The 26,200-nt window shown below is 69.9% G+C and carries 20 protein-coding genes and 1 pseudogene; 7 read left to right on the top strand and 14 right to left on the bottom strand.

The window, feature by feature from the left end:
* The 5 genes and pseudogenes from ACQP03_RS21890 to ACQP03_RS21870 all read right to left on the bottom strand — a co-directional run bounded on the left by ACQP03_RS21890 (position 1) and on the right by ACQP03_RS21870 (position 3,693).
* On the bottom strand, positions 1 to 447 hold the full coding sequence (locus ACQP03_RS21890) for a CBS domain-containing protein (protein ID WP_357134629.1): 447 nt from the start codon (positions 445 to 447) through the stop codon (positions 1 to 3).
* Positions 448 to 518: 71 nt separating this feature from the next.
* Positions 519 to 1,802, bottom strand: coding sequence for a Na+/H+ antiporter NhaA (gene nhaA / locus ACQP03_RS21885; RefSeq protein ID WP_357174111.1), 1,284 nt, complete (start codon positions 1,800 to 1,802; stop codon positions 519 to 521).
* A gap of 109 nt (positions 1,803 to 1,911) precedes the next feature.
* On the bottom strand, positions 1,912 to 2,391 hold the full coding sequence (locus ACQP03_RS21880) for a hypothetical protein (RefSeq protein ID WP_357174267.1): 480 nt from the start codon (positions 2,389 to 2,391) through the stop codon (positions 1,912 to 1,914).
* A pseudogene (locus ACQP03_RS21875) lies at positions 2,371 to 2,572 on the bottom strand (IS256 family transposase); the annotation flags it as partial. The gene ACQP03_RS21880 and the pseudogene ACQP03_RS21875, both read right to left, overlap by 21 nt.
* 131 nt (positions 2,573 to 2,703) lie before the next feature.
* Entirely contained in the window at positions 2,704 to 3,693 is a 990-nt protein-coding gene (locus tag ACQP03_RS21870; RefSeq protein ID WP_357134626.1) for an MFS transporter, read from the bottom strand.
* Positions 3,694 to 4,004: 311 nt separating this feature from the next.
* On the opposite strand from ACQP03_RS21870, the gene ACQP03_RS21865 reads away from it, so the two are divergent.
* Positions 4,005 to 4,505 carry an Lrp/AsnC family transcriptional regulator gene (locus ACQP03_RS21865; RefSeq protein ID WP_357134625.1) on the top strand — a complete coding sequence of 167 codons (501 nt, stop codon included), beginning with the start codon at positions 4,005 to 4,007 and terminating at the stop codon, positions 4,503 to 4,505.
* A 270-nt stretch (positions 4,506 to 4,775) separates the two neighbouring features.
* Here the strand turns inward: ACQP03_RS21865 and ACQP03_RS21860 are convergent, their stop codons facing one another.
* From ACQP03_RS21860 to ACQP03_RS21850, 3 genes are all read right to left on the bottom strand, one after another.
* Positions 4,776 to 6,164: an amino acid permease gene (locus ACQP03_RS21860; RefSeq protein ID WP_357134623.1), complete on the bottom strand. Its 1,389-nt coding sequence runs from the start codon at positions 6,162 to 6,164 to the stop codon at positions 4,776 to 4,778.
* Between the two features lie 62 nt (positions 6,165 to 6,226).
* Complete coding sequence (locus tag ACQP03_RS21855; protein WP_357134621.1) at positions 6,227 to 8,599, bottom strand: ATP-binding protein; 2,373 nt, start codon at positions 8,597 to 8,599, stop codon at positions 6,227 to 6,229.
* A gap of 69 nt (positions 8,600 to 8,668) precedes the next feature.
* Positions 8,669 to 11,827 (bottom strand): BTAD domain-containing putative transcriptional regulator, encoded by a 3,159-nt coding sequence (locus tag ACQP03_RS21850; RefSeq protein ID WP_433458209.1) that lies wholly within the window; start codon positions 11,825 to 11,827, stop codon positions 8,669 to 8,671.
* Positions 11,828 to 12,241: 414 nt separating this feature from the next.
* Here ACQP03_RS21850 and ACQP03_RS21845 point away from each other — a divergent pair, with 414 nt between their 5' ends.
* Together ACQP03_RS21845 and ACQP03_RS21840 are read left to right on the top strand one after the other, a co-directional pair.
* Positions 12,242 to 13,474 (top strand): MFS transporter, encoded by a 1,233-nt coding sequence (locus ACQP03_RS21845; protein ID WP_433458207.1) that lies wholly within the window; start codon positions 12,242 to 12,244, stop codon positions 13,472 to 13,474.
* Between the two features lie 119 nt (positions 13,475 to 13,593).
* Complete coding sequence (locus ACQP03_RS21840) at positions 13,594 to 14,286, top strand: alpha/beta fold hydrolase (RefSeq protein WP_357392399.1); 693 nt, start codon at positions 13,594 to 13,596, stop codon at positions 14,284 to 14,286.
* Between the two features lie 419 nt (positions 14,287 to 14,705).
* Here ACQP03_RS21840 and ACQP03_RS21835 read toward each other — a convergent pair whose 3' ends face one another.
* On the bottom strand, positions 14,706 to 15,506 hold the full coding sequence (locus ACQP03_RS21835; RefSeq protein ID WP_433458204.1) for a helix-turn-helix transcriptional regulator: 801 nt from the start codon (positions 15,504 to 15,506) through the stop codon (positions 14,706 to 14,708).
* Between the two features lie 122 nt (positions 15,507 to 15,628).
* Between ACQP03_RS21835 and ACQP03_RS21830 the strand changes: the two genes are divergently transcribed.
* Positions 15,629 to 16,078 carry a VOC family protein gene (locus tag ACQP03_RS21830; RefSeq protein ID WP_357174264.1) on the top strand — a complete coding sequence of 150 codons (450 nt, stop codon included), beginning with the start codon at positions 15,629 to 15,631 and terminating at the stop codon, positions 16,076 to 16,078.
* A gap of 111 nt (positions 16,079 to 16,189) precedes the next feature.
* On the top strand, positions 16,190 to 18,886 hold the full coding sequence (locus ACQP03_RS21825; protein WP_433458202.1) for an AAA family ATPase: 2,697 nt from the start codon (positions 16,190 to 16,192) through the stop codon (positions 18,884 to 18,886).
* A gap of 68 nt (positions 18,887 to 18,954) precedes the next feature.
* Here the strand turns inward: ACQP03_RS21825 and ACQP03_RS21820 are convergent, their stop codons facing one another.
* The 5 genes from ACQP03_RS21820 to ACQP03_RS21800 all read right to left on the bottom strand — a co-directional run bounded on the left by ACQP03_RS21820 (position 18,955) and on the right by ACQP03_RS21800 (position 22,590).
* Positions 18,955 to 19,635 (bottom strand): SRPBCC family protein, encoded by a 681-nt coding sequence (locus ACQP03_RS21820; protein WP_433458201.1) that lies wholly within the window; start codon positions 19,633 to 19,635, stop codon positions 18,955 to 18,957.
* Positions 19,587 to 20,072: an SRPBCC family protein gene (locus ACQP03_RS21815; RefSeq protein WP_357392402.1), complete on the bottom strand. Its 486-nt coding sequence runs from the start codon at positions 20,070 to 20,072 to the stop codon at positions 19,587 to 19,589. The genes ACQP03_RS21820 and ACQP03_RS21815 overlap by 49 nt, the downstream gene beginning before the upstream one ends.
* 316 nt (positions 20,073 to 20,388) lie before the next feature.
* The gene (locus tag ACQP03_RS21810) at positions 20,389 to 21,246 is read right to left on the bottom strand and encodes a hypothetical protein (RefSeq protein WP_396832330.1); all 858 of its coding nucleotides are present in this window, start codon (positions 21,244 to 21,246) and stop codon (positions 20,389 to 20,391) included.
* 205 nt (positions 21,247 to 21,451) lie between these two features.
* Positions 21,452 to 21,886 (bottom strand): hypothetical protein, encoded by a 435-nt coding sequence (locus tag ACQP03_RS21805; protein ID WP_357134609.1) that lies wholly within the window; start codon positions 21,884 to 21,886, stop codon positions 21,452 to 21,454.
* Positions 21,887 to 22,089: 203 nt separating this feature from the next.
* A complete protein-coding gene (locus ACQP03_RS21800) occupies positions 22,090 to 22,590 on the bottom strand; it encodes an HIT family protein (RefSeq protein ID WP_357392404.1) in 501 nt (166 codons plus the stop codon).
* 283 nt (positions 22,591 to 22,873) lie between these two features.
* On the opposite strand from ACQP03_RS21800, the gene ACQP03_RS21795 reads away from it, so the two are divergent.
* Entirely contained in the window at positions 22,874 to 24,679 is a 1,806-nt protein-coding gene (locus ACQP03_RS21795; protein ID WP_433458198.1) for a BTAD domain-containing putative transcriptional regulator, read from the top strand.
* Between the two features lie 2 nt (positions 24,680 to 24,681).
* Positions 24,682 to 26,139, top strand: coding sequence for a toll/interleukin-1 receptor domain-containing protein (locus tag ACQP03_RS21790; RefSeq protein ID WP_433458196.1), 1,458 nt, complete (start codon positions 24,682 to 24,684; stop codon positions 26,137 to 26,139).
* The last annotated feature ends 61 nt before the right edge of the window (positions 26,140 to 26,200 follow it).

Below are 26,200 nucleotides of genomic sequence, written 5' to 3'. Positions count from 1 at the left end.
TCAGGTGCCGAGAATTCGGTCGAGCAGCCCGTCGAGGGTGATGGCCCCGGTCATCACCTGGTCGCGGTCCACGACCGCGACCAGCGGCACGTTGGTCCGGGCCATCACCGAGGCGACCTCGAGCAGGGTGGCGTCCGTGCTGACCACCGGCAGACCTGGCCGGTTGCGGGGGAGCAGGTCCGCGACGGTCCGGTTACCGATCCCCGCCAGGACCACATCGGCGGCAGCCTCGTCGATCACCCGCGCCAGCGCCGGATCGTCCTGACAATAGGACGGCAGCGCCATCCGCAGTACCTGCGTGCCGGCCAGCACCGTCGACGGACGGCCTGCGGCGTCCACCACGATCAGGCCGGGCAGATCCTGCGCGGCCAGGATCCGGGCGGCCTCTCGGGCCGGCATGTCCTCGGTGACGGTGTCCATGGAGATCGCCACATCGCTAGCGCGCATGCACCGACGATACGCCCGGGGCCGCGCGTTGATCGCGCTGATGTCGCATGGCGGCTCCACTCGCGGTGGACCTATCTCTGGTAGACGTCGGGAACGTCATCATGGTCACGGTCGACCCGCTCGGCCTCGAAGATCTGCCGGTACCCGCGATTCCGCACTCGCAAGATGATCATGGCGAGGGTGGCGGCGATCAGGGAGCCCGCCAACACGGCGATCTTGACCCGGTCGTCGGCGTCGCTGCCGATTCCGAAGGCGAGTTCGCCGATCAGCAGCGAGACGGTGAAACCGATGCCGGCAAGCACGGCCAGCCCGGTCACGTCGATCCATGCCAACCCGGCGTCCAGCCGGGCCCGGGTGAACCGGGCGACGAGCCAGGTTGCCAGCAGGATGCCGATCGGCTTCCCGACGACCAAGCCGAGCATGATGCCCACCGCGATCGGGTCCGTGAGCGCCTGCGCCAGGCCGTCGAGGCCGCCGACGGCCACTCCGGCGGACATCAGCGCGAACACCGGCACCGCGACGCCGGCGGAGATCGGCCGGAATCGGTGCTCGAAGTGCTCGGCCAGACCCACCCCTGGACCCGTGCCCCTGGAGCGCAGCACCGGCACGGCGAAGGCGAGCAGCACCCCGGCGACGGTGGCGTGCACGCCGGAGGCGTGCACCAGCGCCCAGGTCGCGAACGCCAGCGGCAGCAGCAGCCACCACGAGCGCACCCGCCGCTGCACCAGCAGCGCGAACAAGCCCAGCGGCAGCGCCGCGGCCAGCAGCGGCAGCACCGACAGGTGGGCGGTGTAGAAGACCGCGATGATGACGATCGCCAGCAGGTCGTCCACCACTGCCAGGGTCAGCAGGAAGGTGCGCAGCGCGGTCGGCAGATGCCGGCCGATCACCGCCAGTACGGCTAAAGCGAACGCGATGTCGGTGGCCGTCGGCACCGCCCAACCCTTCAGCGCGCCGCCTGAGTTCACCACCACGTACACCAGAGCCGGCACGAGTACGCCGCCGATCGCGGCGGCGACCGGGACCGCGGCGCGGCGCGGATCACGCAGGTCGCCGGCGACGAACTCGCGCTTGAGTTCGAGACCGGCGACGAAGAAGAAGATCGCCAACAGCCCGTCGGCCGCCCAGGTGGCCAGCGAGAGGTCAAGGTGCAGCGCGTGAGGCCCGACGGTAAACGCCGTCATCGCCTCATAGCGGTGCGCCCACGGGGAATTGGCCCAGATCAGCGCCACAGCGGCGCCGATCAGCAGCAGTGCCCCGCCGATCGTCTCCTTGCGCAGCACCTCAGCGATGCGACTCGCCTCGGCCCAGGAACCGCGGCCGAGGACACGAGGGGGTGACTGCGGGTTGGACATCACAGGCGAGCACCTTTCGGAAGACGGGTCGGAGCCATTTGCCGACCAGACTTCCCGGCGCACCGGAACCCATCGTACCGGCAGCCGCGCCTGGAACGTTCGCTACGAGCTACGACCGGCGGTGCCCCTCGTCCCTGCGCCTCAGCACGCGCAGGTACCGGTTTCCTGCACCCAACACCACGGCCACCACGAAGATCGGTGTGAAGCCCCACGGAGACGGAGCCGGTGGCGCGCCGTCGGCGAGGACACCGACGAACACGCCGACGGCCACGACCGCGACGGCAAGTGACGCACGCCAGTCGCTCAGCGCCGTCGCCAACAGGCCGCAGGCGACCGCCATCACCAGCACGCGTCCCACCGGGTCTTCGGGAGGAAAGACCACCGCCGTGGCGAACGACGCCACCACGACACCGACCGCACCAGTCACCAGATCTCGGATCAGGACGACCCGGTGAATCTCCGCTTCGTCAGCAACGCCCACAGCCTCAGTCTCTCCTCGTGCCCAGCCGATGCCAACGCAGCGACGGCCAGGAAGCCGGCTCCAACGATATCGGGGTTCTTGTATGGCATAGCCGATGTGCTCGATCATCTCCTCGTCCGGCGCGGTCTCCAGAAACCGTCTTGGTCAACTGCCTGAGCAGCCCCTCCGGGCCGGTCAACGACAGACCCTGTTCCTTCGCGGCCCGGACCAGGTCGGCGGTAGCCTTCGCCTCCGCCGACAGTCCGGGTCGCTTCTTACCTCCGGTCTGCTCGTTCAGTGTCGCGGTCATCACGGCACCCTCCTCACCAGGCACAACGCCTGGCAGGTCGGGCCAGAAACACCGTCAGATCCACGGACCCTGACCACGCTGTCACGGCGAGGCGCAGCCAGGCGCCGGCGGGAACCGGGGAAGGCCGAGAGTCAACTGCTGGTGGTTGCTGTTCTGGACACCAGCAGCGCGGACGGGATGACCGCGAGGATAGCCAGGCCGGCGAGGGCCCGGTATCCGCCGGTGGCCAGGATCGCCGTGGAGCCGAGACCAGCGATGGCGGCGATGCTCCAGATTCCGCTGTCGACGGCACCTTCGACCTGGACGCATTGCGACTGTGGCAGGTTCTGGGTCAGTTGGGTGCTTCCGCCGATGAAGCACAGGTTCCATCCGTAGCCGAGGAGAAGAAGGGCAACCGCGCGGGGTTGGGTATGCGTGTTGGCCGCGGTGAGGACGGCGGCGAGGGACAGGGTGAGCAGACCACCGAGCATTACCGGTCGCGTGCCGACGCGGTCCACCAACCGACCGGTCAACGGGGAGAGTGCGAACATGCCCAGCGTGTGTGCCGAGAGGACGGCGCCCACCTCGCCGAGCCCGTGACCGTGCAGGTGCATGTCCAGTGGTGCCGCGGTCATCACCGCGATCATGACGAGTTGTGCGGTGGCCATCACCGCGAACGCCGACCGGACCGTCGGCATGGCGAGGAGAGGCCGCACCTTGACCGCGGGACCTCCATGTTCTACGACGGTTGCTGGCGCGGCGGTCGCGGCGAGCACGGCGACGCCGGCGGCCAGGGCGGCGAGCACGAGCGGTCCCAACGCCGCCGCCCCGCCGAGTCTGGTGGCGGCGGCCGCGGCGGGTCCGAGCAGCAGTGGTCCGCCCACCGCGCCCACGGTCCCCGCCCACGTCAGCACGCCGATGGCGAAGCCTCGTCGCCGCGGTGGATACAACTCCGCGGCGACGTAGCGGGACAATCCGGCGGCGGCGTTGCCCAGCCCGATGCACAGCATGCCGAGGCTGAGACCCGCGACGTCGTTGTGGGCGACGGCGAACACCGCCAGCGCGGCGCCCGCGGTGGCGCAGAGGTAGCCGACGACGAGGCCCGCGCGCCGGCCCCGTCGACCCATTACGGCCGTCACCATCAGGGCACCGAGGCCAGTACCCGAAATCGCGGCCACGTTTGGTAATCCGCCCCACCCGGCACCGAGCCGGTCAGCGGCGACGATCGTGGCAACAGCGCTTGCCACCGAGATGGCCGCGTTGATCATCGCGGCTCCCGTGAACAGGGCCGGCATAGCGCGCGTGTGGTCTCTTGTGGACGGCGTCACCTCGTAGGTATCTGCTGGCATGGATCAACGCTAGAAAGCTAAGATCCGCCAATGAATGGGCACTTCCCTCGTCTCGGCTGTTAGGGGTTTACGACCATAAGATGCTTTGCTGATTGGGTTTACAGATGAACAGATCGCTGGATCAGACCGACTGGCGGATCATCGGGGAGTTGCAGCGCAACGGGCGCGTGTCGTACAACCAACTTGGCCGCCAGATCAACCTTTCCCCGCCATCCGTCGCCGAGCGTGTGCGGCGCCTGGAGGACATGGGGGTGATCACCGGCTACCGGGCCATCGTTGATCCAGCACCCGCCGGCCTACCGTTGACCGCCTTTGTGCAGATGCGGTGCGCCCACGGACGATGCCTGCTGAGGACCTCCACCGCTGACGACCTTCCAGAGGTCTACGAGGTGCACAAGCTGTCCGGCAACTCCTGCACCATGCTCAAGGTGCGGGCGGCGTCGATGCAGCACCTCGAAGGACTGCTCGAACGGCTCGGCGAGCATGGAGAGATGAACTCGCACGTCGTCCTCTCCACCGAGTACGACGATCGCCCGGTGCAACGACCCGATCCGGACGGCCGACCGGTGACCAGATCCTCCGGCTGGGGGAACCGACGGTCGTGAGCTATGGCGTCGCGCGGGACGTCCGGTCGAACAGCCGCGAGTGGGGGCGGCGAACCGAGCGCGGGCCTCACCTTGCGCTCGAGCCGAGTCGGCACCTGCCTGGATCTCCCGCCGCACCTGCCTGATCTGAAGTCTCGGCAGATCGTCGGCCTGATCGACGCGTGAGAGGCGGCCGTACAGCTGCATTGTGACAATCGGTCTCTGGAGCGACGAGGCGCCGTCTCCAGTCGGCGGCTCGGCTGCTGACTGGGACGGCGCCGTGGTTGCGGATCACTGTTGCGGGGTGGTGCACCGCACCCTTCGGGTCAGCGCGTACGTCACCACGATCACCACCACGGTCGGTACGCCGACCGTCCACGCGACCCGGAACGTCCCGACTAACAGCATGCTCACGACCACCGCCGCCATCGCAACCGCCGCCGCGGCACTGGTGTGCCAACCGCCGGGCAGCGACAGCGGCGACCGGCGCGCCTCGTCGGCGGTGCGCCGGCGGCGGAAGGCCACGTGGGTCGCGAAGATGAGCACCCAGGTCGTGGCGGCGCCGAACAACGCGATGCCGAGCAGCTTCGCGAACGCGTCGTCGGGCGAGATGAGGGACACCGTCACCGCCAGGGGAAGCCCGACGGCCGACGCGGCGACCGCGTTCACCGGCACACCGTGGCGGTTGACCCGTCTCGCCCAGGCCGGCGCCTGGCCGTCGACCGCGAGCGAGTGCAGCGTGCGCGTCGACACGTAGAAAACCGTGTTGAGGGCCGACAGCGCGGCGGTGAGCACCACGAAGTTCATCACCGCGGCGGCGGCCGGCAGCCCGGTCCACTCGAAGACCAGCACGAACGGGCTCGTGGCGAGCGCGCCGTCCGGCACCCGGCCGACGGCCTGCGACACCGATACGATGACCACCATGCTGAGCAGGTAGAACAGGCATACGCGCAGAATCGTCCCGCGCGCCGCGCGCGGTAGGTCGCGCCCGGGGTTGGCCGACTCGGCGGCGGTCAGCGCGAGCGCCTCGGTGCCGCCGAAGCTGAAGGTCGCCACGATCAGCGCGACCACGAGGCCGGTGAGTCCGTGGGGCAGGTAGGACGGTGCGTCGCTGATCGCCGACAGGCCGGTCGCCGGTCGGTTGGGCAGCCCGACGGTGAGGAGCACGGCGCCGAGAACAAGGAACACCACGATCGCGGCAACCTTGATGGACGAGAACCAGTACTCGACCGTGCCGAAGGCCCGCACCGGAAACACGTTGACCGTGATGATCGCTGCGGCGGCGAGCATGACCGGGATCCACAGCGGCACCTGCGGCCACCAGTACCGGATGTAGATCCCTACGGCGACGGTTTCGGTGCCGGCGCCGATCGCGACCACACCCCAGTACAGCCAGCGTTGGGTGAACCCGGCGAGGGGGCCGAGGTAGCGGTGGGCGAGCGCGCCGAACCCGTGCAGGTCGGGATGGGCGAGCGCCATCTCGGTGGCGGCGTAGGTGAGGGCGATCGCGAGGAGCCCGCCGACGACGAAGGTGAGCAGTACGGTCGGTCCGGCCATGGAGACGGCGAGGCCGGAGCCGAGGAACAGCCCGGTGCCGATGACCCCGCCGATGGTGAGCATCCCGATCTGGCCCGACGTGAGGCCGCGACGCAGCGATGAGGTGACAACAGAAGGTGACATAACCATGTCACCATGCAAACAAGCTGGTCGGGGCCGAACAACGAAGGAAAATACGCAGAACGTCAGGCAGGATCGGTGCCGTCGAGGACGGCCCGCGTCGCCCGGGCCTCGGTCTCGATCCGGCTGTCCAGGCTGGCGGCGAGCGCCTCCAGGTCACGGGTGAGGTCGGTGGGACCGGTGCCGTCCAGCGTGGGCAGCATCGCCCGGGCTTCGTCCTCGAGCCGGCTGGGCAGGCTGCCGGCGAGCATCTCCAGGGCGCGGGTCAGGTCGGTGCGAGCCTCGGCGGACTGGCCGAGTGCGGCCCGGGCCTTGCCCCGGAGGACGAGTGCGAAGGCCACGAAGTCGTCGTCCCGATTCTCGATCAGCAGCGGCAGCGCCCGTTCGACCGCGTGCAGCGACTCCTGGTGGCGCCCGGCGCGGACCAAGGAGGACGCCACCCCGTACATCGCGCTGCCCCGGAGGGTGAAGGCCGGGCGGGCCGCCACCGGACGGCTGTCGAGTTCGGTCAGGGCGCGCTGGAACTCACCGACCGCGTCGTCGTAACGGCCCAGGTGCTCCAACGCATGGCCGATGCCCACCACATGATCCACGTACAGGGCGTGATCGCCGGCCCGGTCGGCCAGCTCGCACCCGGTGCGGTGGGCCCACAGCGCGTCGTCGAAGCGGCGGACATTCAGCCAGGCGGGGCCGGCCGAACTGAGCGCCCGGGCCTGCTCCTGGGGGTCGCCGATCGACTGTGCGAGCCGGTATGCCTCCATCGCCGCCTCCGTGGCCTCCTCGTAGAGGGCCATCAGTTGGACCGCCGTCCAGGCGTAGAGGCTGGTGTGGAAGGCCTGCTGGCGCAAGTCGGGCAGTGCGTTGGCGGCGGCGCGGGCCAGCCGGCGTACCTCCCACCAGCCGCGCCAGCGTAGCGTCGACTCGGAGTACCAGCGGGTTGCCGCCGCGACGTCGGCGACGAGTTGGTGCCGGCCCTGGGCGGCGGCGGTACGCAGCGCCGGCAGCCAGCTGTCGCTCTCCGCCCGCAGCCAGGCGTCAGCCTCCTCCATGCTGGCCAGGGGCACCAGGCCGGCCCAGCCGTCGGGCAACCCGCCGTAGCCGGGCTCGTACCACCGGCCGGCGACAACGGCGGTGTCCAGCAGCCAGGTGTTCATCCGTTCCGCGGTCTCCGCCCGGGTGTCGCTCGGTTCCTCGGCGTGCAGCCGCTCGTCGGCGTAGAGCCGGATCAGGTCGTGGAATCGGTAACGGTCGACGCCCTCAGTCTGCAGAAGCCCGACCTCCACCAGATCCTCCAGGCGGTCCTCGGCGTCGGGCAGCGCGGCCTCGATGAGCGCCGCCGCGAGCGGCGCCGCGAAGTCGGCGGCCGGAACGTGGGCGAGGCGGCGAAACAGTTGGGCGCTGGGGGCCGGCAACTGGGTGTACGACAGCGCGAACGCGGTGGCCACTCCGGCGTCGCCGGTGGACAGCGCAGCCAGTCGGTGGCCGGTGTCGGCGAGCCGGTCGACCAGGTGCCGGACCGTCCAGTGCGGACGCGTGGAAAGGCGGGTCCCGGCGATCCGCAGCGCCAACGGCAGGTGCCCGCACAGGTCGGTGACCCTGTCGACCTGCGGCGCCGTCTGTGGGTCGGCGGCCTGCCTGGCGATGGCACGCAGCAGGTCGGCGGACTCTTCCGGCGCGAGAGGCGGCAGAGCGATCCGCAGTACGCCTTCGAGGCCGCCTAGGGCGCGCCGGCTGGTCACCACGACGAGGCACCTGCCGCCCGCCGGTAGCAGCGGCCGGACCTGGGCCTCCGAACCGGCGTTGTCGAGGACCAGCAGGCAGCGCCGATCACGCAGGATCCCGCGTAGCTGGGCGGAGCGCTCGTCGTCGCTGTCGGCGACCTGGTTGGGCTGGACGCCGAGCGCACGCAGCAGACGCAGCAGGGCGTCTCCGGTGGGGAGCGGCGTGGCGTCGACCCCGCGCAGGTCGACGTACAGGCAGCCGTCGGGGAAGTCGTCGCGTAGTTCGTGCGCGGCCCGGACCGCCAACGCGGTCTTGCCCAGTCCCGGCTGCCCGTGCACGACGAGGACCGGCGGCGGGTCGTCGATCTCGGCGGCGTGCTTCGCAGCGTGCCGGACGATCTCGAGTTCGGCACGCCGGCCGACGAAGTCCGTGACGCCGCGTGGTGGCTCGCAGAGCCGGGGCCTGCCGGCCGCGCTCGGGGAGCGGGCCTCCTTCGCCGCGGCCGTGAGACCGGCCCGGCCGTCATCGTCGAGGCCCAACCCGTCGGCGAGAGCGGCGAGGGTACGGGTCTGCGGTGCGCGGCTGTGCCCGCGTTCCATGTCGGAGATGGCCCGGGCGCTGACGCCGGACCGTTCGGCCAGCTGCTCTATGGTCAGGCCGGCGGCCCGGCGCGATGCCCGTAGGCAATCGCCGAACGGGGACGTCTGGCGCGGCACCTCGTCATGATAGATCGGCCCGGTGGACGGCCGAGACGTTGCCCGCACCGGGCCCAGCCTCGTGGTGCACTATCCGTGGATCGTCGTGTGGGCGGTGCAGGGCTCGGTGAGTTCGACGAGGAATCGTTCGGCGCGTCGGGCGAAGAGTCGGGCCCCGCGGGCGGTGGAGTGGGCCTGGGCTCGTTCGGCTGCGGCCCGGACCACCGCGTGGGGTTCCCCCCGCGCCTGCGACAGGCGTGCCCGCAGCAGCAGGAGCAGGCCTTCGCTGTAGCGCTGGCCGTGCTCCCAGACGGCCTGGTCGGCCCGGTCGAGGGCGGCCCCGGCCCGGTCAGGGAGGCCGGCTGCCAGCCACATCTCCGCGATCAGAGCATGGTGGTAGGCGATTCCCCACTGCGGCGGGTCGAGCAGGTTGGCGGCCAGCAGTTCCTCGGCCTCGGCCGCCGCAGCGGCCGGATCGTCACCAGTGAGGGCCCGTGCCCAGCACCAGCTCTGTCGGATGTAGTGGTCGATCTGGGATTGAAGGCGGGCCAGCCCGGCGGAGACCCAGCGCTCGCCGGCACGTCTGGCCAGGGCCGCGTCACCGGCCATGGATGCGATCATGGTGGTGTAGTAGACGCAGACCGCGGCCGCGTACGAATCACCCGGGGTGTCCCAGGTGTTGACGAAGGCCAGCGCCGACTCGACGTCACCGTTCAGCGCGGTCATCACGGCCCGCCATCCGGGTCCTTCCCCCGGAATGCTGCCGTCCCGCCGCAGCGGAGTCTCCTCGTCCGGCACGGAGGGGTCGTCGTCTTCTCCGGCGAAACAGCGGTACGCCTCGCCGATGTTGCCGATGTCCCAGTGATACAGGCCCCAGGCCTGCCGGCCATAGCGTCGGACACCCGAATCGGAGGACGTCCGGCCGTACTCGTGCATCCGGCGGGCCAACTGCCCACGACTCTTCTCCAGGCAGGTGTACGCGCCCATGAGGCGGATGAAGGCGAAGTCGGCGGCCTCTGCCTCCCGGGCGAGAGTGCGAGCCAGATATTCGGCCCGCTCCAGCAGATCGAAGGTCGAGGCATCGTAGCCGGACTGCCGTCTGACCACGATGGCGAGCAGCGTGAGGGCGGACAACTCCAGCTCCATGAGCCCCGATGCCCGAGTGATCTGCACGGCGGCACGCAGTTGGCGATTGGCGGACTCGAACGCGAGCTTGGACGCCGCGTAGCGCCCGGCGCGGATCAGCGCCTCCCCGGTGCGAACAGGCTCGGCCAGGGCACCGGCCGCCCACAGATGGAAGGCGAGGCGTTCGGCGACGGCCTCGTCGCGGCCATGGGTCCGTTCGAGCGCATCCGCGACGCGCAGATGTAGCCGGATGATCTGCTGTTTCGCCGTGGTCTCGGAGACCGACTCGCGCACCAGGTCGTGTGCGAATCGTAGCGAGGACGGATTCTCCGGACCGGGTTCGAGCAGGCCGAGGGCGTGCAGCGGCTCGAGGCGTTCGAGGCAGTCCGCGACGTCCACGCCAGCGGCGCGCGAGAGCAGCCGCAGGTCGATGTCACGGCCGATGAGCGCGGCGACGCGCAGTAGTTCGCGCGCGTCGTCGTCGAGGCCGGCCATCCGGTCACGAACGACGTCGCGCACGGTGGACGGAACCCCCGCCGGTCCGGATGCGCCGTCCTCGCTGAGCGCGCCGTCCTCGCTGAGCAGCCGGGACAGTTCCTGGACAAAGAACGGATTGCCGGCGGTACGGGCGTGGATGGCGCGGGCGACGGCGTCGTCGGGCTCACGGCCGGCCTCACGGCGGATGAGTGCGGTGACGTCGGTCAGTCCGAGCGGGCCGAGCCGGATCCTGCGGTGGCCGGGCAGCCGGCTGGCCGTAGCAAGCACCTGGGAGAGGGCCGAGTCGAGCACCGGCGCCCTGTCGCGAAGCGCACCGATGATTGCGGTGCGGTCGGGCAGCCGGCCGGCCAGATGACTGAACAAGCGCCGGGAGGCATCATCGGCCCATTGCAGGTCGTCGAGGATCAGGAGTGTCGGTCGTTGTGCCGAGGCACTTCTGACGAGGGCGACGACCTGCTCGAAGAGCCGGAACTGAGCGCTACCGTCGGGAACCGCCCGGACGGCGTCGCTGCCCAGCCCGAGCAGGATGCCGAGCTCGCTGGCGAGCCACTTCTCCCGCTCCAGCGCGGGCAAACTGTCGACGACCGCGCTCAGCGCCTGCTCCCACGGCCACATCGACGGAGTTCCGTCGCCCTCTAGGCAGCGACCCCAGGTCACCAGCGCGCCGTGCTGGTCCGCCACCTTCGCGGCCTCTTCCAGCAGGCGGGTCTTGCCGACGCCCGGTTCACCTTCGAGGATGCCGATGGCCGCGCCCCCGGCAACGGCGCGCTGCACGGTGCGTCGCAGCATGGCGAGTTCCTCGATCCGGCCGACGAGGCCAGCTCCTGCGTTCACCTGGACCTCGTCCGCCGTGTCCATCGACGGCGGCGACACCGATGGCTGGGCCAGAACCCGCCGGTGTGCGTCCTCCAGTGCCGGACCTGGGTCGACGCCCAGCTCGTCGGCGAGGCGATCGCGGACCGCCCGGAAGACCGCCAGTGCCTCCGCCTGGCGACCGGCGGCGCCTAGGGCACCGACCAGGCCGGCGTGCACGGGTTCGTGGAACGGTGCCATCGATGCGGCCAGTCGCAGGGCGCGAAGCACCCGTTCCGGTCGGCCCAGCGACACCGCCTGCTCGGCCGCGGCCGAGCAGGCGTCGTAGAACTCGTTGTCGAGCACGGCGAAGGTGGCCTCCGCGCCCGTCCCGTCGGCGATGCCGCCACCTGCCGGGCCATGCCACAGGCCGAGCGCATCGATGTAGTGGTCGAGCGCCGCTTCGTGGTGCTGCCGCGCCGCGGCGGCCGTGGCCGCACCCACGAGTCTCCGGAAGGCGACGAGATCCAGCGCGCTGGAGGCGGCGACGAACAAATAGGAGTTACCGCGACGGTGCAGGAACGAGCCGGTGCCCCGGGCGGGAAGTTCCGGCTCGAGGATCCGTCGTAACACGCCGACGTACTTCTGGATCACGTTGAGGGCACTGGTGGGAACGTCATCGCCCCAGATCAGATCGATCAGCTCACTCGTGCTGATCGGCCTGCCGACGCGGGCCAGGAGCAGCGCGAGGAGATATGCCTGTTGCCGGGGGCCGGCAGCCAGCTCGACGTCGTCGCGCCAGATCCGCAGCGGGCCGAGGATCTGCAGGGACACCGAGGAGCGACCAACCGGCGGATCTTCGTCGCCGGGTGGGTCGGGAGAGACTGGCACGGCCACGCTTATCGACCCCGAACCGACATGACGCTTGCTTCCACCTGCACGGCGTACGTGGACCAGTCGATTCTATCGGGTCTACGAGTCGGCGTTGTTACGTCGTGGGCGGGACGGTCGGCGGCGTCTCCGGGAGGGAGATTCCACCGACCGTCGTCACGGCTGCATGCCGGGTCACCAGTACGGCGTGAACTTCTTCATGGCCACCTCCTCGGCGTCGTTGACCTGACTCGGAGTCAACCGTCGGCGAGTGGACAGGCACTGAACGCGGCGCGCGCCAGTTCGGAAGTGAATCTGCAGTGGTCGATGTAAGCGTCGGGGTGTCAGGTCGGGGCCGGCAACCGGAAGGACGCCACCATGGGGCCGCTGCTGCGCAATCGGGAGTTCCGCGCCATCACGATCACCGAGCTGTTGTCGGTGCTTGGTGACCAACTCGCCCGGGTGGCGCTGGCCTTGCTGGTCTTCGGACGAACCGGGTCAGCCGGGCTCAGCGGGCTCACCTACGGGCTCACCTACCTGCCCACGGTGGTGGGCGGCGTCCTGCTCTCGTCGACGGCCGACCGCCGGCCTCGCCGCGAGGTCCTGGTAGTCATCGACGGGATCAGGGCGGTGATCGTCCTTGCCATGGCGATTCCCGGCGCTCCGCTGCCGCTGCTGTGCGGCCTGGTGGCGATGTCGGCGTTGCTGAGCGGCCCCTACCAGGCCGCCCGCCTCGCGCTGCTGCGCGACATCCTGCCGCCCGAGCGGTACGGCGCCGGGATGGCCGTGCGGCAGTCGGTGAACCAGGGCGCGACGCTGGCCGGGTTCGCCTCCGGCGGTTTCCTGTCCACTGCCTTCACGCCGGCCATCTGCCTGGTTGTCGACGGCCTCACGTTCGCCGTGTCGGCGATCGTCATCCTGCTGCTCGTCAGGCGTCGTCCGGCCGCCGCGGCAGCCGGTGAGCCGACGACGATCACTTCGACGCTCGGCCTCATCTGGCGGTCGTCGGCCCGTCGGGCGATCTTCCTGATGACCTTCTCAGCCGTGTTCCTCATCGCCCCGGAGGCGCTGGCCGTGGCGCTCGCCGCCGAGGTGGGCCTCGGCCCGCGGTGGGTCGGCCTGTTCATGGCCTCGGCCGGACTGTTCGCCGTGGCGGCCCTGGGCCTCTTCACCAGGTACGCCGTCGCGGCACATCATCCGAGGGTGTTCCCGGTGGCGTGCGTGGCGCCCGGCCTGCCGCTGCTGGCCGTCATCGCGCTGGACGACCCGTACCTGATCATGCTGGTCTTCGGTCTCAGCGGCGCGGCGTGGGCGGTGCTCATCGTCATCTCGGTGTCCACGCTCGCGGAGTTGCTCCCCGCCAACCAGCGCGGCCGAGGGCTGGGCCTGGCGGCTTCCACGAACCTCACCGCGCACGGACTCGGTGCAGCCCTCGCCGGGCTGGTCGCCGATGCGATCGGCGTCGCGGCGGCCATCAGTCTGCTCGGGCTTGCCAGCGTCCTCTTCGCCGCCCTGCCCGTTGCTCTCTGGCATCGCGCGGACCGGGAGGTTCCTCCGGCATCCGACGTGCCGGCCCGGACCGAGGGCGTGTGCGACTTGATGGCCAGTTGATGCCCCGCGATCGGCGCGTTCAGTGGCTGTCCAAACCCCGCGCCTAGCGTCGATCCGACCGCACCCGAGGATCAGGGAAGAGGTACACCATGGTAAATGGAGACGGCCGACCGACAATCGTGCTCGTACACGGTGCGTTCGCGGACAGCAGTGGGTTCGACGGGGTCATCCGGCGGCTGCTGGCCGGCGGGTACCCGGTGGTCGCGGCGCCGAATCCGCTGCGCGGCGTCGCCTCCGACGCGGCCGGGGTCAAGGCGCTGCTGGACCGCATCGCGGGGCCGATCGTGCTGGTCGGCCACTCCTATGGAGGCGCCGTCATCTCCGCGGCTGCGGCCGGTAGCGAGCACGTGCGGGCGCTGGTCTATCTGGCGGCGTTCGTGCCGGACACCGGTGAGGCGGTCGAGGAGTTGGTCGGCAAGTTCGCGGGCAGCACGGTGAACGAGTCGCTGAAGGTGGTGCCGCTGACGGACGGACAGGTCGACCTGTATATCGACCCGGCGGTCTATCACGACCGCTTCGCGGCCGACGTCCCCGCCGAGGACGCGGCGGTGTACGCGATCGCGCAGCGTCCGGCCGCAGCGGCGGCGTTCGGCGAGCCGGCGGCCGGGCCGCAGGCGTGGCACACGATTCCGTCCTACACGCTGGTCAGCGGCGCCGACCTGATCATCCCGCCGGAGACGCAGGAGTTCATGGCGGAGCGGGCCGGGGCCACCGTCCGGGTGGTCGACGGCGCTTCGCACCTGCTCTTTGTCTCGCACCCGGAGACCGCGGTGGCCCTGATCGATCAGGCGGCTCGCGAGACCGCGAGCTGACAGTTCCGCTCCGCCGACGCGCGGGCCTGGGACAACCACTCGACGAGTTGTCCCAGCCCTGCCGTCGAATCTGCTGCACACCGGTCCGCCACCGCGACTCCGGAGGCCCTCCGGTCCCGTCGTTCTGGCCCTGCATGTTCCAGGACGCCACGATCAGGTCCCGCGCTACCGCTGCCGCCGGTATCGGCGGTTCCAGGGGCGAACAGAACCGTAGACACCGTCGTCATTGCGATGATCGCGGCCAGCCGCCTGCGCACCACGCCCACGTCAGATCCTCCAGCCCCCGACCACAACGACGATGCGGTAGCGGAGCTCCGTACCGCATCGGTAGGAATTACCTATTCGGGCAGGGGGAATTGGCCGGCGTGCGCTCCGCCGCTGCCTCCCAGGGTTCCTTCGTCCAGACCGGAACCGTGTCGTCAACCCAGTCGATCCAGTCTTTCGCGAGCGGCGGTGTGGGGCCGAGGTGTGAGGACCACGAGTCGCAGGTCGGTGTTCTGGGTGGTCAAAACGTTGGCGTCCAGCGGGATGGCCCCCACGTCCGGGTGTACGGCGGTCTTGTGCGCGCTCTCGTGATTGGCCACCGCGCCGAGGGCCCAGAGCTGGCAGAACCTGTCGTTCCCGGCCATCCGCGAGATCAGTGCCGCCACGTCGGGATCGTTGGGATAGCGGGCGCTGGTGGCGCGCAGGTCGGCCACCAACGACTGCTCGAAGTAGGCGCGTTCGGTGTCGGTCTGCCGGACTCGGGGGTTTCGGGACTCGAAATGGATGATCAAGGCGTTGCGATCGTCGGCGGTGGCGCCGGCGGGGTCGCCGAAGACGGCCGCGAACAGCCGGTTCCAGTGCAGCAGCCGCCACACGGCGTCGTAGACGGCGGCCGGGGTGTCGCCGAGGTGGTCGATGACGCGGTGCAGGCTGCTGGGGATCAGTTGGGGTATCCGGTCCGGGGCCGCGGCGAAGCCGGCAAGGCGCATCAGGTGCGCCTCCTCGTTGTCAGAGAGTCGTAACGCGCGGGCCAGGGAGGTGCACACCTGCGCCGATGGTGTGGCGGCCCGGCCCTGTTCGAGGCGTGCCACGTATTCGGGGGAGATGCCGGCCAGCGCTGCCAGCTCGCCGCGTCGTAGCCCGACGACGCGGCGACGAGAGGCGTTCGGGATACCGACAGCGGCCGGGTCCGTGCGATCCCGCCAGGCCCGCAGCGCGGCTCCGAGGTCATTCATGAACCCCATGATCCGCTATCGGTCCGGGGAACTGGGTGGTACCAGCGGTACGCGGAAGACCTGTGCCTTCCACAGTGCTGGCTCGGCGCTACAGGATGGGGATCATGAGCAGAGTGACCAGAATGCATCACATCGGAGTGCCGGTCAGCGATTTGGCGCGGTCGGTGAGGTGGTACGAGGACGTCCTCGGCATCGCGCCGAACGGCGTGACGATCTCGGCGACGAACCCGGCGATCGGTGCGGTTGTCGAGGTCGAGAACGCGTCGATGCGGGCATCCTTCGCGTTGGCCGGTGACAACGTCCTGCTGGAACTCATCCAGTACGACAGCCCGCAGCCAAGGCCCTTCACCGGGCGCAACTCTGACGTTGGGGTGATGCACCTGTGTTTCGAGGTCGACGACCTCGACTCGGCGCACCGCGACCTGGTGCGGCGGGGCGTGCACGTCAACGCCGATCCGGTCGTGCTCCAGGACGGCGACGGCGTCGAAGCGGGGGCGTTGGCCGGGACGAAGATCCTCTATCTCCGTGACCCCGACGGCATCCAGTTGGAACTGTTCGAGTTGCCCGCGTAGGAGCGCCGACTTCCGACCCGGCGCCCGTCCCGGTCGGTGCGCTGCTCCGGATACCATCGGTGGGGCCGAACAACCGGAGGGCACCATTCGTCCGGCGACACGCAGAAGCTGATGACAGATATCAGGTCGGGATTGTTCGTCGCTCGCGAGGCGGAGTTGGGCGAGATCGCCTCGGTGACGGCAGCCGCGGCGCGGGGCCGTGGCGGGGCGATGCTCGTTCTCGGTGATGCGGGGATCGGCAAGTCGACGCTCATCGGTGCGGCTGCTTCGCGGCTCGACGGATGGCGGGTGCTGCGGGCCGGTGGTGTCGAGTTCGAGAGCGAGCTGCCCTACTCGGCCCTGCACCAGTTGTGCGCGCCCGTGCTCGACCACCGCGTGGGGCTCCCCGTGCCGCAGCGGAGCGCGCTCGACGCGGTGTTCGGGCTGCAGGCCGGTGCCACGCCGACCCCGATGCTTGTCGGCCTGGCCGTTCTCGGCCTGCTGAGTGCCGTAGGCCGGCGCGGGCCGGTGTTCTGCGTGGTCGACGACGTGCAGTGGATCGACGCCGGCTCGCGGCAGGTACTGGCCTTCGTCGCGGCACGCGTTGCGGCGGAGCGGGTCGCCATGGTGTTCGCTGGCCGTACCGCCGCCTCGGTATCGGGGCTCGGTCGCCTGCCCGCCCTCACTCTCACCGGGCTCACCGATTCGGAATCCCTCACCCTGTTGCGGTATCGGGCGCCGTTCGGCCACGAGGAAGCGATCGTGCAACGGATCCTCGCCGAAGCGGCCGGCAACCCGCTCGCCCTGGTGGAGTTCGCCCGCGACGCGGGACCGTTCGGGCTACCCGGGGAGGCCGGGCACCGCGCCGTGGAACACCGGTTCGTGAGTCGGTTCCTGCGGCTGCCGACACCCACGCGCTCGGTTCTGGCGCTGGCCGCGGCGGAGCCGACAGGCGACCTCGTTCTGCTGCGCCGCGCGATGGCGATTCAGGGTCTGAACGCCGTGGACCTGGCCGCGGCCGAGGACAGCGGCCTGTTGGTGGCCGGGCCCCGGGTGCACTTCCGGCATCCGTTGGCGCGTTCCGCGGTGTACCTGTCGACTGGCGCCAGGGCGCGACGGCAGGCGCACGCATCGCTCGCCGCCGGTACGGACGCCGACATCGATCCCGACCGTCGCGCCTGGCACCAGGCGAGCGCGATCGATGGCCCGGATGAGGAGACCGCGGCCGAGCTGGAGCGTTCGGCCGGACGAGCACAGCGCCGTGGCGGACTCGCGGCAGCGGCCGCGTTCCTCGAGCGCGCGGCCCGACTGACACCCGGCCGGTCGGGGCGGGCCCGCCGGTTGTTGGCCGCGGCCCGGGCGCGGTTGGGCTCGGGGGCGCCGTCTGCCGCCCGGGAGTTGGTGGACGAGGCCGAGCGTCTCCATCCGGACCCCGCCGACCGCCACGCCGCGCGGCTGCTGCGCGCCACGATCGACTATCACGTGGCGCGCACCATCCCGGCGACGATCGCGCTCATCGACGCGGCCGACGGCGTGGGGCCCGACGAGGTCCGCGAGACCTACCTGGAGGCTTTCGCGTCGCTCATGTTCAGCGTCGACGAGCCGGGGAGGTTACGGCGGCTCGCCCTGCACATCCGGGAACGGGTACCCCAGCGTCAGCCGCCACGTCCGGTTGACCTGCTGCTGCGGGCATTGGTCGAGCAGCATCTGCGCCCGGTGGACGAGGCGATGCCCATGATGCGCCGTGCGGTCGACGCCTTCCGGGACCACGCCCGCACGCCCGGCGCGGATCCGTGGTGGATGGAACGTGCCTGTGTGTTGAGCGTCGACATCGGTGACAGCGATGCTATGGAGCAGATCGCCGACCGTCAGGTGGAACTCGCCCGGGCGCAGGGGGCCTACGCGATCCTTCCCCATGCGTTGCGCTTCCAGGCGGTCGCCCGGACGATCATGGGTCGCTTCGCCGACGCGCAGGTCTGCATCATCGAGGCGCGTGCGGTCGACGAGGCCGCCGGGACGTCAAACCTCGTCGGGTCCGACCTGATGCTTGCCGCCTGGAGCGGGGACGTCGAACGGTTCCGCGAGATCCGGGAGAAGCTGCGCGACTGGGTGGGGGTGAAACCCACCGCGCTGCACTACGCGATCGGCGTTCTGTGCAACGGCAGCGGCGACCATGAGGCCGCGATCGACGCGTTGCTGCTCGTACGGGACCAGCACCGGCGCGGGGCGTACGCCGCCTCCGTCTTCCACCACGAGCTGGTCGAAGCCGCCGCCTACGTCGGACGTCCCGAAGAGGCCAAGGATTCGGCTAAATGGATCGGGGAGGTCGCACGGGTCAATCCGAACGCGTGGACGACCGGTGCGCATCTACTGGCGAGTGCGCTGCTCGACCCGGGGCTCGGCGCGCAGGACCACTACCGTGCCTCGATCAGCCGGTTCGCCGGGAGCCGGATGCGAGTCCACTACGCGCGTGCCCGACTGCTCTACGGGCAGTGGCTGCGACGGGTCGGCCGTCGCGCCGAGGCGCGGGTGGAGCTGCGCGCCGCGCACGAACTGCTCTCCACCATCGGCGCGCGCGGGTTCGCCGGCCGCGCCGCCCGCGAACTGGACGCCATCGGCGAGTCGACCCTGGCCGACGACGCCGATCCGCTCGCGGGGCTGACCGCCCGCGAACTACTCGTCGCCCGCAGGGTTGCCTCCGGCGCGGGCACCAAGGAGGTTGCCGCGCTGCTGTTCGTCAGCCCGCGAACGATCGACGCCCACCTGCGCAACCTCTACCGCAAACTGGGCATTACCTCACGCCGGCAGCTCCGAGAACTACTCCGCTGACGGAGCCGGGCCGACCGAGCGACAAAGGGGCCCCGCCGGTACGAGACCGGCGGGGCCCTTGGGTCACGTCAGCGCCGGGCGCGATCACACTCCCGTTCGGCACGCGACTTCAGTTCCGTCAGCCACGTCTCCAGGCCCGCCCCGAGAGCCACGGTGGAGAAATCGACGTCCTGCTCGACCTGGTCACCGCGCCACGTCTCCTCGGTACGCACGAGAACCCGGCCGTCGATCTCGGTGAACGTCCACACGTGCACCCCCTCGTCGATGCGCAGCCCCGCACCGATCGCCGGGCCGTTCCAGCGAAGGCACTTCTGGTGCTGAAGCTGCCGGACGGTGGAGGTGACGACGAGGGTCGTGGCGGGATTCAGCGCGGTCTCGAGGACCGGTGTCGTCCACCGGAACGACGAACCGGGACGCAGTGGGCCACGATCGAGCCGCTTGCTCGACAGAACGGGCTTCTGCCACGACGGCCAGCGTTCCACGTCGGTCTGCAGCTTCCAGACGGTCCGTAGCGGAGCGTCGATCGTCGTCTCCGTCCGATAACGAATCTTCGCCGCCGCGTCGACTGTCCTTCCCGCACATTGCACCGTCGCGGCCTCGGAGCCGCCATCGCGCCTGGCACCGGCCTGAGCCGGCGCACCTGCGGTGCCCACGAGACCGGCCACGACCACTGCCGTCGCGACGGCAAACACACGATTCTTCATGAGGCGGCCACCGCCTCGGCGGTGCCCTTGAGTCGTTCCAGCCACCTGGCGAGGGTCGTGTCGAGGCCCTCCTGGAACGGCCCAGGGTCGGCATCGACAGGCGGGCCCGCGAAGGACTCCTCGGTCGACACCTCCACACCGTCGCCGGCCGGAGTGAGCGCCCAGACGTGGACACCGAGGACCCCGTCCGGTCCGTCGCCGTATCCCCGCCACACGAGGCGCTCGCGCGGCCGTACCTGAACGATCGTCGACTCGATCTCCATGCCCGCGGCCGACCAGCGGAACACGGAGCCCGGGGCGAGCGGGCCGGGTGTTTCCACCCGTGCGTACGGGATTTCCGGCAGCCAGGTTGTCCATGCGTCGATGTCGGTGAGGATCCGCCACACGGCTTCCGCCGACGCGGTCACCGTGACGCTGTGGCGGCTGACCACCGGGGCCGACACGTCAATGCCGGCCTCGTTGGTGTCCGTAATGTTCTCCATCGTGAAGCCTCTCTGCGTCACCGACCATCTGATCGCCGGGCAGGAGAGCGAGCCGCTGGATCCGCACCCGGCAGATGCGATCGTGCCAAGACGGCAACCGCTACACATCGGCAAGAATTACCTAGTTCGCGGTACGTGGGCCGGCCACGGTGAAGGTCCTTACCTCCCTGCCTGCTGCCGGCCTCAGCCCGGCCGGTTCTCGTCGAGTCGCAGCGGCGCTGCGGTCCGGCAGCGCCCGCGCCCAGACAGCGTCGCCGTCGCCGGCGGGGTCGAGATGCTGCGGGGATCAGACCGAGTCGTGGTATCCCACGCCCGATCACCCGCCGAGGTGGTCGAGCACGGCTTGCGCGTTCCGGACCACGACCGCGATCCTCTGCTGGGCGGCGCGCAGATCCTGGGCGTGCGCCTGAATCATCGCGGTCTGGTACGCGGACTCGACTGAGAACCAGACGCCCACGACGTTGTTACGGGTCTTGCACGCCACGTCCGCGGTCGCGGTCCGCTTCTCGGCGGTTGAGGGCGTGGCCGGGCGCAGATCCGCGGCTGCCGCAGCAGTCAACGGGTCGACGTAGTGGTAGCCCTGTTCGTGCATGCACGCAGACCATCTGCCGAACACCTGGCGCATCCGGTCGTCCGCCCGCGCCTGCTCGAAGGCGTTGAAGTCGATCGAGGTGACGAGGTGCTCGGCGATGTCCTCGGGGCTCGTGAGCTGCAGTTTGCGGCCCGCCTCGCCCGCGCAGCCGCCCGCGGGCACCTCGTGCCCCTGGTAGGTGCGGGTGGGCTGGCCGGCTGGCGCCGGGCGGCCGTCCTCGCTGCCGGTCCAGACGAGCATTTCGGCGGGCGGCACGGCGGCACCCGGCTTGGTGCGAGCGACGCTGCCTTCGCCCGGTGCGAGGTGGTACCCCCACCTGGCGGCGACGGCCGGGTCGGTGACGCCGTACCGGCGCGACATCGGTTCAGGGCCCGCGCCGCCGGTGGCTGCGGCGGGCTGTCCGCGATCGATCCCGAAGCGTCGCATGCAGTCGTTGACCAGGATGGATCGAGCCCGGTCCAGGGTGACGCGCTGCTCGCCGTCGAGCCGGTACGCCGCGATGGGCAGGACCAGTCCCGCGGCACCGTCGGCGCCGCGCATCTCGGTGACGGCGGGCGGACTGGTGATGGTGATCCCACCCACGCCAACACGCTCAGCTGTGCCGTCCGGGTCGGGGGAGCAAGCCGCCGCGGTTGCGAGCAGCAGCATGAGTGCGCCCCACCGGGCGGTTCTTCGTCCGTGCGATGCCATGTTCGCTGCCCCCGGCTGTAATCGGTGGCACATGACGCCGCGGCGACAGAGCCGACGGCGTCACGTGCCACGAGGGTTTGACGTGTCTGGATGATGGCTAGTTGGGGGACCAGGAAAGCGACCGGTTGTCGTTGGTGAGACCGGCGAGGTTGTACGGCGCACTGCCCGCATCGCAGCAGACGCCCAGCGCGTACGACGGGCCGGTCATGCCGGGCTCGGACCAGATCACCGGCCGCCACGTCGTGTCGTAGTTCGATGCCGAGCCGGCGTTGTTCCAGACCCGGGTGCCGTGGCCGGACCCGGACGGCCCGAAGTAGAGAGCCGGGCTCTTCATGTCGTTGATCAGGCCGTTGAGGCAGATGGAGGCGCCCTGCTGCTGTTGCCCGTAGTAGAGGACGACCGGACCGCCGGAGCGGACGGTGCAGTTGGTTTCGACCCCGGCCGACGCCGATTCGGGGAAGGCGATCAGCGTGGTGCTGCAGGCGGTGGCCGCAGTCACGAGTCCGTGCACGACTTTTCGGTTGAGTTTCACGGTTTCCTCCCTTGGTGCCTGGTCATACGGCCAGGCATTCGCATATTGGTCCGGTCCTTATGCCTTTCCGCTGGCGATCGTCGATGAGCGGCCAGCGCATGGGGCAAACGTTGAGATCCGCGGAGGCATTGAGTGGACTGGCCACCGCCGCATTTCCCGTACGCGGTCGGTGGCTTACCCGCGTGGCGAGGCGCAGTTGACCGTCATGGTCCGGGTGTCAGACCTGGCCGACATGTCGTCCCCCCTGCTGCGGGCCGAGACGCCCGGGAACAGGGCGGCATGGCGGCCTGGATCCGTTCAGCGGTCCGCTCAAGCCGGGCGCTGTCGATTGTGGGTGCCCGCGCCGGCCAGATGGCCTGGATCGGGTCATCGTGCCAGCGGGGAACCAGGTGTATGTGAAGGTGCGGGATCGTCTGTGAGGCAGCCTGGCCGGCCGAAATGATCAGGTTCAGACCGTCCGACGCAAGTGCCTCTCTGATGGCATGGGACACGTCGAGAACGGTGTCCATCAGCGGCTGGACGTCCTCCGAGGCCAAGGCCCACAGGTCGGTCACGTGCCTGCGAGGTATCACCAGCGTGTGCCCGGCGGTTGCGGGTAGCAGCGGGACGAATGCCATCGTCTGCGGGGTTTCATAGATCCGAAGAGCCGTTGCCGTGCCGGCACCGATCTGGCAGAACACGCAGGTCCCGACGTCGTCGTTCATTCGTTCGCCCCTCTTCCGCCGCATGCTCCCATCAGAAGCGAGAGTCGAATTTCTCCGGCATCGACGTGTTCACCGTTCTGGTATGCGGCGCTCCCATACCGCGCCCGGCTCTGCTTCAGTCGAGGTGGAAGAGTCGACGTGCGGTGGAGGGAGTGAGGGCGCCATGCCGATACCGCAGATGTGCCTTCCGCCAGCGGGCAGGGTGGTCTGGGCGGCCCGAATTGCCGAGGTGGTCGAAACGATGACCGCGTATATTCGGGTTCGCCCATGGCTGGAGGCTCCAGTGAAGTTTTCGGTGCTCGGTCCGCTGCGGGCTCTCCGGGACGGCCGCCCTGTCGTCCTGCGTGGTCATCGGGAGCGAAGGATTCTGGCGGGGCTGCTGACCAGGCCGAACGGGCTGGTGACGCACGATCGGCTGGTCCGGGTGGTGTGGGACGACCCTCCCTCGACGGCGCGACGACAGCTGCAGAACTGCGTCTGGCAGTTGCGGCGTCAACTCCACGGAGAGGCCGAAGGAGAGCGGATCAGTGGAGCCCCTGAGGGCTACCAGATCAACGTCGAACGGAGCGACCTCGACGCGCTGGTCTTCGACAAGCTCCTCGACGAGGCTCGTCGGCTCAGCGGGCGCCACCAGGACCAGGCGGCGATCGACGCGTACGACGAGGCACTCAGCCTGTGGCGCGGAGCGGTGGCGCTCGACGGGGTGCGGACCTCGTGGATCGAGGCTTGGGCTGCCAAGCTTGACGAGCGCCGGATCTGCGGCCTGGAGGAGCGGGTGGAGGTCCACCTGCGATTGAGTCACCACCAGGCGATGGCCTCCGAACTGACGGGGTTGGTCGCCGAACACCCACTGCGGGAACGACTCGTCGGGCAACTGATGGTCGCGCTGTACCGCGGCGGTAGGCAGGCAGACGCCCTCCGGGAATACCAGCATCTGGCCCACCGGCTCACCGAGCTGGGGCTGACTCCCAGCCCGCACCTGGGACGGCTGCAGGTGATGATCCTCCGCAACGACGCGGCCCTGGAGATCAGCTCTCAGTCGCCGGGGCATCCGCGAGGCCGGTCTGCCGTGGCGCTGTCCCGGGGAGCGGACCCGAATCCCGTCCCACTGCCCGCGGCGTGGCTTGCGTCGACGCCGCCGGACCACTCGGTTGACGGTGCGCCACCGTTCGAAGAGCTGCTGCGTCGGATGCGTCAGGCGGCGCAGACGACCAGCCCTCGGGTGTTGCTACCGACCCTCGCCGCGCAGGTGCGGACTCTGCGAGGGCTCGCCGAGGTCAGCATGCTGGCCGAACGCCTGGAGATTCTTCACCTGGCCGCCCGGTACGCCGAGTTCACCGGTTGGATGGCACAGGAGGCCGGCGACGACGCGGCCTGTCTGCGATGGACCCGCACCGCTGTCGCTCTTGCCGAGGCTGGCGGTGACCGGGATTTTGGCCGGTTGTTCGCAATCCGTCAGGCTGACATCGCCCTCTACGACGACGATCCGGCGCGCACCTTGACCGCTGTCGCGCCAGTGGTGAGGGACGCGAACGCTCCGCCGCAACTCCGGCGGCTGGCGATGGAACGGGTCGCTCAGGGCTCCGCCCTCATCGGCAGGTCGGACGACTTCCACGCGGCGGTGGTGGAGGTGGGTCGGGCGCACCGACAGTTGGCCGGCGGGGCGCAAGTGTTCGGGTCGGGCAACATGCCGGATCCGGCGGCGATCGTGCAGGGGTGGGGGCTGGTCGATCTCGGGTCGTACCGGGAGGCGGCGCACATCCTCGACCGGGAGGTGCTCAGGATCAGCCCGGCGGCGGGCCGGGCCCGCGCCCGGTACGGCGTTCGCCGACTGCTCGCCCACGTCGGCGCCGGCGACCTCGATGCGGCCCTGGAACTCGCTCCGGACGTGCTGGACGGCATCGAACTGGTCGACTCGGCGACCATCCGGACCGACCTGCGCCGACTGCGTCGGCTGCTGGCCCCCTGGTACCAGGACCCCACGGTCGCACCGTTGACCGCCCGGCTCACCGAGGTCCTGAGGCCGTCGGCGCGAGCCGACACGTACGGACTTGGACCGGCCGACGATTCCACCCGACGGATCGCGTGAGCATGAGCGGCATCTTCGTGAACTATCGTCGCCACTTTCGCGAGGCCGGCGACGGCAGCGAACCCGCTCTGGTCGAGGCGCTCGCCGACCGGCTCCGGCGGCACTTCGGGGACACCGAGGTGTTCCTGGATGTGGAGTCCATCCCCGTCGGCGAGCGGTACCCCAACCAGCTCCGGGCCCGGCTGAGCGACGCCGAGGTGCTGATCGCCATCATCGGTCCCGGCTGGCTGGCGGAGACCCGGCATCGGGCGACCTGGCCGGCGAAGGACTGGGTCCGCTGGGAGATCGCGGAGGCGTTGCGGCTGCCGGGCACGGTTGTCGTCCCGGTCCTGCTGGGCGAGACTCCTGTCCCGGTGGCGGATGACCTTCCGGCGGACATGCGCGAGCTTCCGGCACGCCAGTCGCAGCGTATCCGGCACGGCACGTTCCGCCTCGACGTCACCCGGTTGATCGAGGCGCTGGAGGCGCACGTCCACCCGACCTGGATTCCGCCCGAGGAGCCCGCGAAGAAGTCCGGGGTTTCCGGACGGCTGACGAGGATTCTCGCCGGTGCGGTCGGACCAGCGATCCTCGCCGCCTTTCCGTACTACTACTCACGAGCAGAAGAACCACATTCGCTCGGTGAGATTTTGCAGACCTACGCACTGGCGGTCTTTTTCGTCGCCCTGCTGCCTGTTGCCCTCTTGGCTGCGGCGTTGCATCTGGCGGAATCCTTGAACAGGTTCGAACGCGCCGTCGTGGTAGCGAACCCGGCAGCCCTGCTGCTGGGGCAGGGCATGGCGATGACCTTCGTCCTGGGATTGATTCTTGGTGTGGTGGTGGCCCCCTATGCGACCGGGGAAAGCCTCAGCTTCCTGATCTCATTTGTCCTGGTGTTTATGGCCATGCCGATTGTTGGTGGCTATTACCTCATCCTTGAGCAGGCTGCACGGCAGTGGCCGCCGGCTGTCCCGGCCCGCGGTGAGGCCGCCGGTGGCCGCGCCCTCCGGGTGATGGCACAGTACCGGCAACGTTCGGCCTCCCGATCCTTGCCGTTGTCCCGCCTGGAGCGCGATCAGACCGCGTGGCTGCATGGGCGCCTCGAGGAGGCGATGGAAGGTCTGCGCGAGGAGACCCGGCGAGGCTGGGTCAACCAGATCAAGTCGATGGACGTTTTTTTCATCCTTCTCATCTCGCTTCAACTTCCGACCGTCACTCTCCCCGCCCTGTTGCTTCCGTGGGCATTCAGTCGTCAGGGTGCGGGCCCGGTCTGGATCCTGGGCGGTGTCGTGGTGGCTGTTGTTGTCCCCATCCTCGGACCGTTGGCGTGGGTGTTGTACGTGCGCATAAAACGACTGCGGACCGACCGGATCGCGGATGAGATCGACTCGTTCCTGCGCGAGCTTGAGACCACGCTGGCCGCCGGTCATCAGTCGGTGGCCGTGGGTTCGCACCCGCTGTCCATAGGGGATCCGCCGTGAGTAGGGCTGGCGCCAGCGCGACGGGTCACCACGCCACGACGCGATCGAGCGGGCGGTAGGC

The organism is Micromonospora sp. CA-248212, from assembly GCF_050948405.1.
Taxonomy (GTDB): Bacteria; Actinomycetota; Actinomycetes; order Mycobacteriales; family Micromonosporaceae; genus Micromonospora.
Note: the sequence above shows the minus strand (reverse complement) of the source record. Positions and strands in the feature narration are given on the sequence as shown.